General features: G+C 63.0%; 3 protein-coding genes. 1 reads left to right on the forward strand and 2 read right to left on the reverse strand.

Annotated elements, in window-relative coordinates:
• A partial coding sequence (locus E5W70_RS30590) for an AsmA family protein (protein WP_292664995.1) occupies positions 1–1,752 on the reverse strand: 1,752 nt, incomplete at its 3' end.
• A gap of 182 nt (positions 1,753–1,934) precedes the next feature.
• On the opposite strand from E5W70_RS30590, the gene E5W70_RS30595 reads away from it, so the two are divergent.
• A complete protein-coding gene (locus E5W70_RS30595) occupies positions 1,935–3,893 on the forward strand; it encodes an acetoacetate--CoA ligase (RefSeq protein WP_292664996.1) in 1,959 nt (652 codons plus the stop codon).
• Between the two features lie 281 nt (positions 3,894–4,174).
• Here E5W70_RS30595 and E5W70_RS30600 read toward each other — a convergent pair.
• Positions 4,175–5,319: histidine kinase dimerization/phospho-acceptor domain-containing protein (locus E5W70_RS30600; RefSeq protein WP_292664997.1), on the reverse strand; the 1,145-nt coding region annotated here is incomplete at its 5' end.

Consider the following 5,319-nt stretch of genomic DNA (forward strand, 5'->3'; position numbering starts at 1 on the left):
CTGCGTGGCAGCCTGGCTCGGCTGGACGATGCCGCCGGACAGTGCCAGCCCGCGTCCGGCATAGGATGCGATGCCGGAAAGCCAGATCTTGTATTGCGCGGAATTCACCTCGGCCTTGTCGATGCGCGCCACGCCGTTCGAAATGCTCGTCTTGAGCTCGGCCCCGTCGATCGGCAGCGTTCCGTCCGAGACGTCGTCCAGCGCGAAGAATCCGCCCTGTTCGGTGTGCTTGAGGAACGCCGGCAGGTTAAGCCGGCTCAGCGCACCCGCGCCGAACGTCGCGGACAGCGAGCCATTGGCGTTTTCGAAAATGGAGTCCCAGGTTCTGCCAGGCCCCTTGAGGATGACCGAAACGGTTCCGGTGCCGATCGGCACCAGCCGCGTCATCCCGGCCGCAGTGCCGAAAGCGCCGCCGTCGATATCGGAAGCAAGCAGCCGGATCTCGACTTCCGTGCCGGCGGGCTTGCGGTCGAAACGGACGCTGCTCTGGACGTTGCCGCCAAAGGCGGATGCATCCGAGATGTCGAAGACGGCAAGGCCGTTCTTGACCTGGGCGGTGGCGGCGACGTCGGCAAGCTGGATGGCGCCGGCCGTGGCATGCGCCGCCGACAGCCTGAGATCGAGGTTGATCCGGTCGGCGAAGCTCGTATCGATTTCGCCCGGACCGGTGCCGCCGGCGGATGGCACCGGGGTAAAGGCTGAGAGAAACGATCTGAGGTCGAGCGTATCGAAAGCAAGTGTGCCTGAGATCACCGGCAGTGCCTCACCATAGGTGAAGTCCAGCGCACCCATTCCGGGGTTGTTGTCGAGGGTCAGGGCCGTGTTTTCGAATTTGATGCGCCCGGCCGTCGCCGTGATCTTGCTTGAAACCGAGATCGAGCCGATTGCGGCACCGGGTGCGATGCCGGCCTGCGACCATTCGAGCACGCGTCGGAGCGAAGGTGCGGCGAATTTTGCCTGGCCGTCGAAATAGCCGTTCTCCGACATGCTGGCGCGGCCGTCGAACGAAAAACTGGCCGGCGCCGCCTTGAAGGAAAACGTGACCGGTGCTGTGCCGCCACCAAACAGCACGAGCGGGTTCGGCGATGCGGCGTCGATGGCAACGCTTTCGCCGCGCCATATCCCGGTCGCCGACAGCGTCGCATTGCTGTTCATCGCGGCCCAGTTCGCCTGGCCGCTCAGGCTGCTCAATATCTCCTGGTCCTTGCCGCCGATGGCAGCCACTACGCGGCCGTCCCTGAACTCGACTGTGCCGAACGGATCTGTCGGCAGCTTGCCGAGATCCGGCTTGGCGGGATTTGTGTTGATCACCGCGCGGGCAGCGTCGATCGAACGCGTAATGCGCCCGCCGCTAGGAATCGCAGGCAGGAAAAACCCGCTCGCGGTACGCTGGACCCTGATCGTCGGTCGCACCAGCCGCGCCGTCGAAAACACCACGTCGCCCCGCAGCGCCGCCATGGCCGAGAGGTCGACCTCGACCCGTTCGGCCTCGACCACTGGCGGTGCATCCGTCTCTGTCCATTGCGACAGCGTCACGTCGCTCAGGATCGCCCGGAAATTCGGCCAGACCTCGATGCGCGGCGCGCCGTCGATGGTGACCCGGAAACCGCTCCAGGCGCTCATTTCCCACGCGATGCGGTCACGCACGATGCGGGTCGAGGCGATCAACGGCAAGGCTGCGACGACCAGCGCGATGACGATGACGGCCGCGCCGATCGCCCATATTCCGCGTCGGATCAAAGGTGATGGCATATCGCCCCGTATGCTTCCATTCCGACAAAATCGCCCGACGGGTGTAACCGACGGCTGACGCATTTCAAGTCTTTATGGCCCGGCGATGGCATTTGCGCACACCCTGACCGGCACGGTCCAACAAAATCTTGCTCTGCTGCATCGCGATATGCATAAGCGATGCAGCCTGCGGAGGAACAATGATGGCTGACGACGCACCGCTCTGGATCCCGACGCAAGAGCAGATCGACGCGGCGCCGATGACCGCCTTCATGAACGCCGCAGCGAGCATGGCCGGCAAGGCTTTCTCCTCCTATACCGACCTGCATCGGTGGTCGATCGATGATCGCGAGACCTTCTGGGGCCTGGTCTGGGACTTTTGTGGCATCGTCGGCGACAAGGGCGAACGCGTGCTGGTCGATGGCGACAAGATGCCCGGCGCGACCTTCTTCCCTGACGCGAAGCTGAACTTCGCCGAGAATCTCCTGAAGAAAACCGGGCTTGGCGACGCAATCGTCTTTCGCGGCGAGGACAAGGTCGAGCGGCGGCTGTCCTGGAACGAGCTGCATGCGCTGACCTCGCGCTTGCAGCAGCTTTTCCTGTCGCTCAAGGTGAAGAAGGGCGACCGCATCGCCGCGATGATGCCCAACATGCCGGAGACCGTTGCTGCGATGCTGGCGGCCGCCTCGATCGGCGCCGTCTGGTCGTCCTGCTCCCCAGATTTCGGTGAGCAGGGTGTTCTCGACCGGTTCGGCCAGATCGAGCCGGTCATATTCATCGCGCCGGACGGCTACTGGTACAATGGCAAGGCGATCGAAGTCGCAGACAAGATCGCGGCGGTGGCGGACAAGCTCGCCACCGTCCGCAAAGTCCTCGTTGTCGACTATCTCGGCACCTCGCTCGACGTCGCGGCGACCATCGGCAAGGCGGCTGCGCTGGAGGAGGCGCTGTCACCCTTTGCCGCCAGGCCTGTCGCCTACGAAAGGCTGCCGTTTTCGCATCCGCTCTACATCCTGTTTTCGTCGGGCACGACCGGCGTTCCCAAATGCATCGTCCATTCGGCCGGCGGAACGCTAATCCAGCACGTCAAGGAAGAACGGCTGCATGCCGGCCTGCTCGACGGCGACCGCTTCTTCTACTTCACCACCTGCGGCTGGATGATGTGGAACTGGCTGGTGTCGGGCCTGGCATCGGGCGCCACCTTGCTGCTCTATGACGGCTCGCCCTTCTACCCGGACGGCAATGCGCTGTTCGACTTCGCCGATGCCGAAAAGATGACCTATTTCGGCACCTCGGCCAAATTCATCGATTCCGTGCGCAAGGCCGGCCTGAAGCCGATCCGTACGCATGATCTTTCCAGCGTGCGCACCATCTCCTCGACCGGCTCGCCGCTATCGCCGGAAGACTTCCGCTTCGTCTATGAAGGCATCAAGAAGGACGTGCATCTAGCTTCGATTTCAGGCGGCACCGATATCGTCTCCTGCTTCGTGCTCGGCGTGCCGATCGAACCGGTATGGACCGGCGAGATCCAGGGGCCCGGCCTCGGCCTTGCCGTCGATGTCTGGGACGATGACGGCCGGCCGCTCCGCCAGGAGAAGGGCGAGCTCGTCTGCACCAAGGCGTTTCCGGCGATGCCGATCGGCTTCTGGAACGACCCTGACGGCAGGAAATACAAAGCCGCCTATTTCGAACGTTTCGACAATGTCTGGTGCCACGGCGATTTCGCCGAATGGACCGCCCATGGCGGCCTGATCATCCATGGCCGTTCCGACGCCACGCTCAATCCGGGCGGTGTCAGGATCGGCACGGCGGAGATCTACAATCAGGTCGAGCAAATGCCGGAAATCCTCGAAGCACTATGCATCGGCCAGGATTTCGACAATGATGTTCGCGTCGTGCTGTTCGTGCGGCTGGCGGCCGGCGTCGAGCTCGATGCCGAGCTGGAAAAACGCATCCGCGCGAAAATCCGCACCGGGGCGAGCCCGCGCCACGTGCCGGCCAAGATCGTTGCCGTCAGCGATATTCCGCGCACCAAATCGGGCAAGATCACCGAGCTCGCGGTACGCGACATGGTGCATGGCCGCGCCATCAAGAACAAGGAAGCGCTCGCCAATCCCGAAGCGCTCGAGCTGTTTCGCAACCTGCCGCAGCTTGCCGACTGACCCGGGTCCAAGGTGGAGCCCGTCTTGAGGTCTCCGGTATCGTTAACGAATTGTCTCTTCGGAATTTACCTAGATTTCATGAGTGGTACACATTGGTAAATTTTCCGGCGTGGCGGTAAGGATTTGTTAAGGCCCGGCATCGATAGTCGTGCGTAACTTGAGGGAGAAATCCCGTTCCTCTTAGCCCCGAGAGGATCTGATTCGCTCAAGCCCCGTTGTGACAGCAATTCCAATTTCTCAAGGCGTCCTGTTGGACGCCTTTTTTCTTTGCGCCACCATAGCTAACCAGCGAGCACGCGGGTCGAGGGAAAGGCGACTTCGACCAGGGTTCCCTCGCCGGGCGTCGAATTGATGGTGAACCGGGCCCGGTTCGCTTCGACCATCGCCTTGGTCAGCGGCAGCCCGAGACCGGTGCCGTCGCCGCGGCCGCGCTTCAGCGCATTGATCTGCTTGAACGGCTTCAGCGCCTGCTCGATCTCGGACTGGCTCATGCCGATACCGGTATCGCGCACGCGCATGACGACATCGCCGGAGATCTCGTAGGCCGTCGACACGATCACCTGGCCGCCGGCCTGCGTGTAGCGGACGGCGTTCGACAGGATGTTGAGCGCGATCTGCCGCACGCTGCGCAGATCGGCCACCACTTCCGGCAGCCGCGAGGCGAAGCTGGAGCGGATGATGACGCGCTCCCGGTTGGCTTGCGGCTGCATCATCGCCACGGTTTCGGCCAGCGTGTCGTTGAGCGACACCGCCTCATAAGCCATCTCCTGCTGGCCGGCCTCGATTTTCGAAATGTCGAGCAGGTCGTTGACCAGATCGAGCACGTGGTTGCCCGAACGGTTGATATCGCGCAGATAGTCGCGATAGCGGTCATTGGCCACCGGCCCGAATTTCTCGTCGACCATCAGCTCGGAAAAGCCGATGATGGCGTTGAGCGGTGTGCGGATCTCGTGGCTGATGCGGGCCAGAAAATCGGTCTTCTGCGACGAGGCGCGCTCGGCGACTGCGCGCGCCTGGGTCAAGTCCTCTTCGGCCCGCTTCCACTGGGTGATGTCGCGCACCACCGCGCAGAAGCCGCTGTCGTTGGGCAGCCTGCCGATGGTCATGAACAGCGGAATGAAGCGCCCCTGCGCCTCGCGTCCGATCACCTCGCGGCCATCGTTCATCACGCTTGCAACGCCGGGCTCCGACAACCCCTCGAGATAGTCACGCGCCGCGCGCTGGCTTTCGATCGCAAACAGCGAGACGAACGGCTTGCCGGTCACCTCGTCGCTGTCGAAGCCGAACAGTGCCTCCGCCGGACGGCTAATTGAACGGATCGTTCCGTTACGGCCGATCAGCACGACGCCGTCGGTGGCGGTGTCGATGATGGTGCGCATTTCGGCAATGCGTGCCTTGAGCTCGGAAACATCCGGCTGCGTTTGGT

Origin of the sequence: Mesorhizobium sp. (genome assembly GCF_005063415.1) — a bacterium.
Classification (GTDB): Bacteria; Pseudomonadota; Alphaproteobacteria; order Rhizobiales; family Rhizobiaceae; genus Mesorhizobium.

Coding starts and splice junctions, on each gene's coding strand:
- E5W70_RS30595 (WP_292664996.1), top strand. CDS start 1,935: ATGGCTGACGACGCACCGCTCTGGATCCCGACGCAAGAGCAGATCGAC.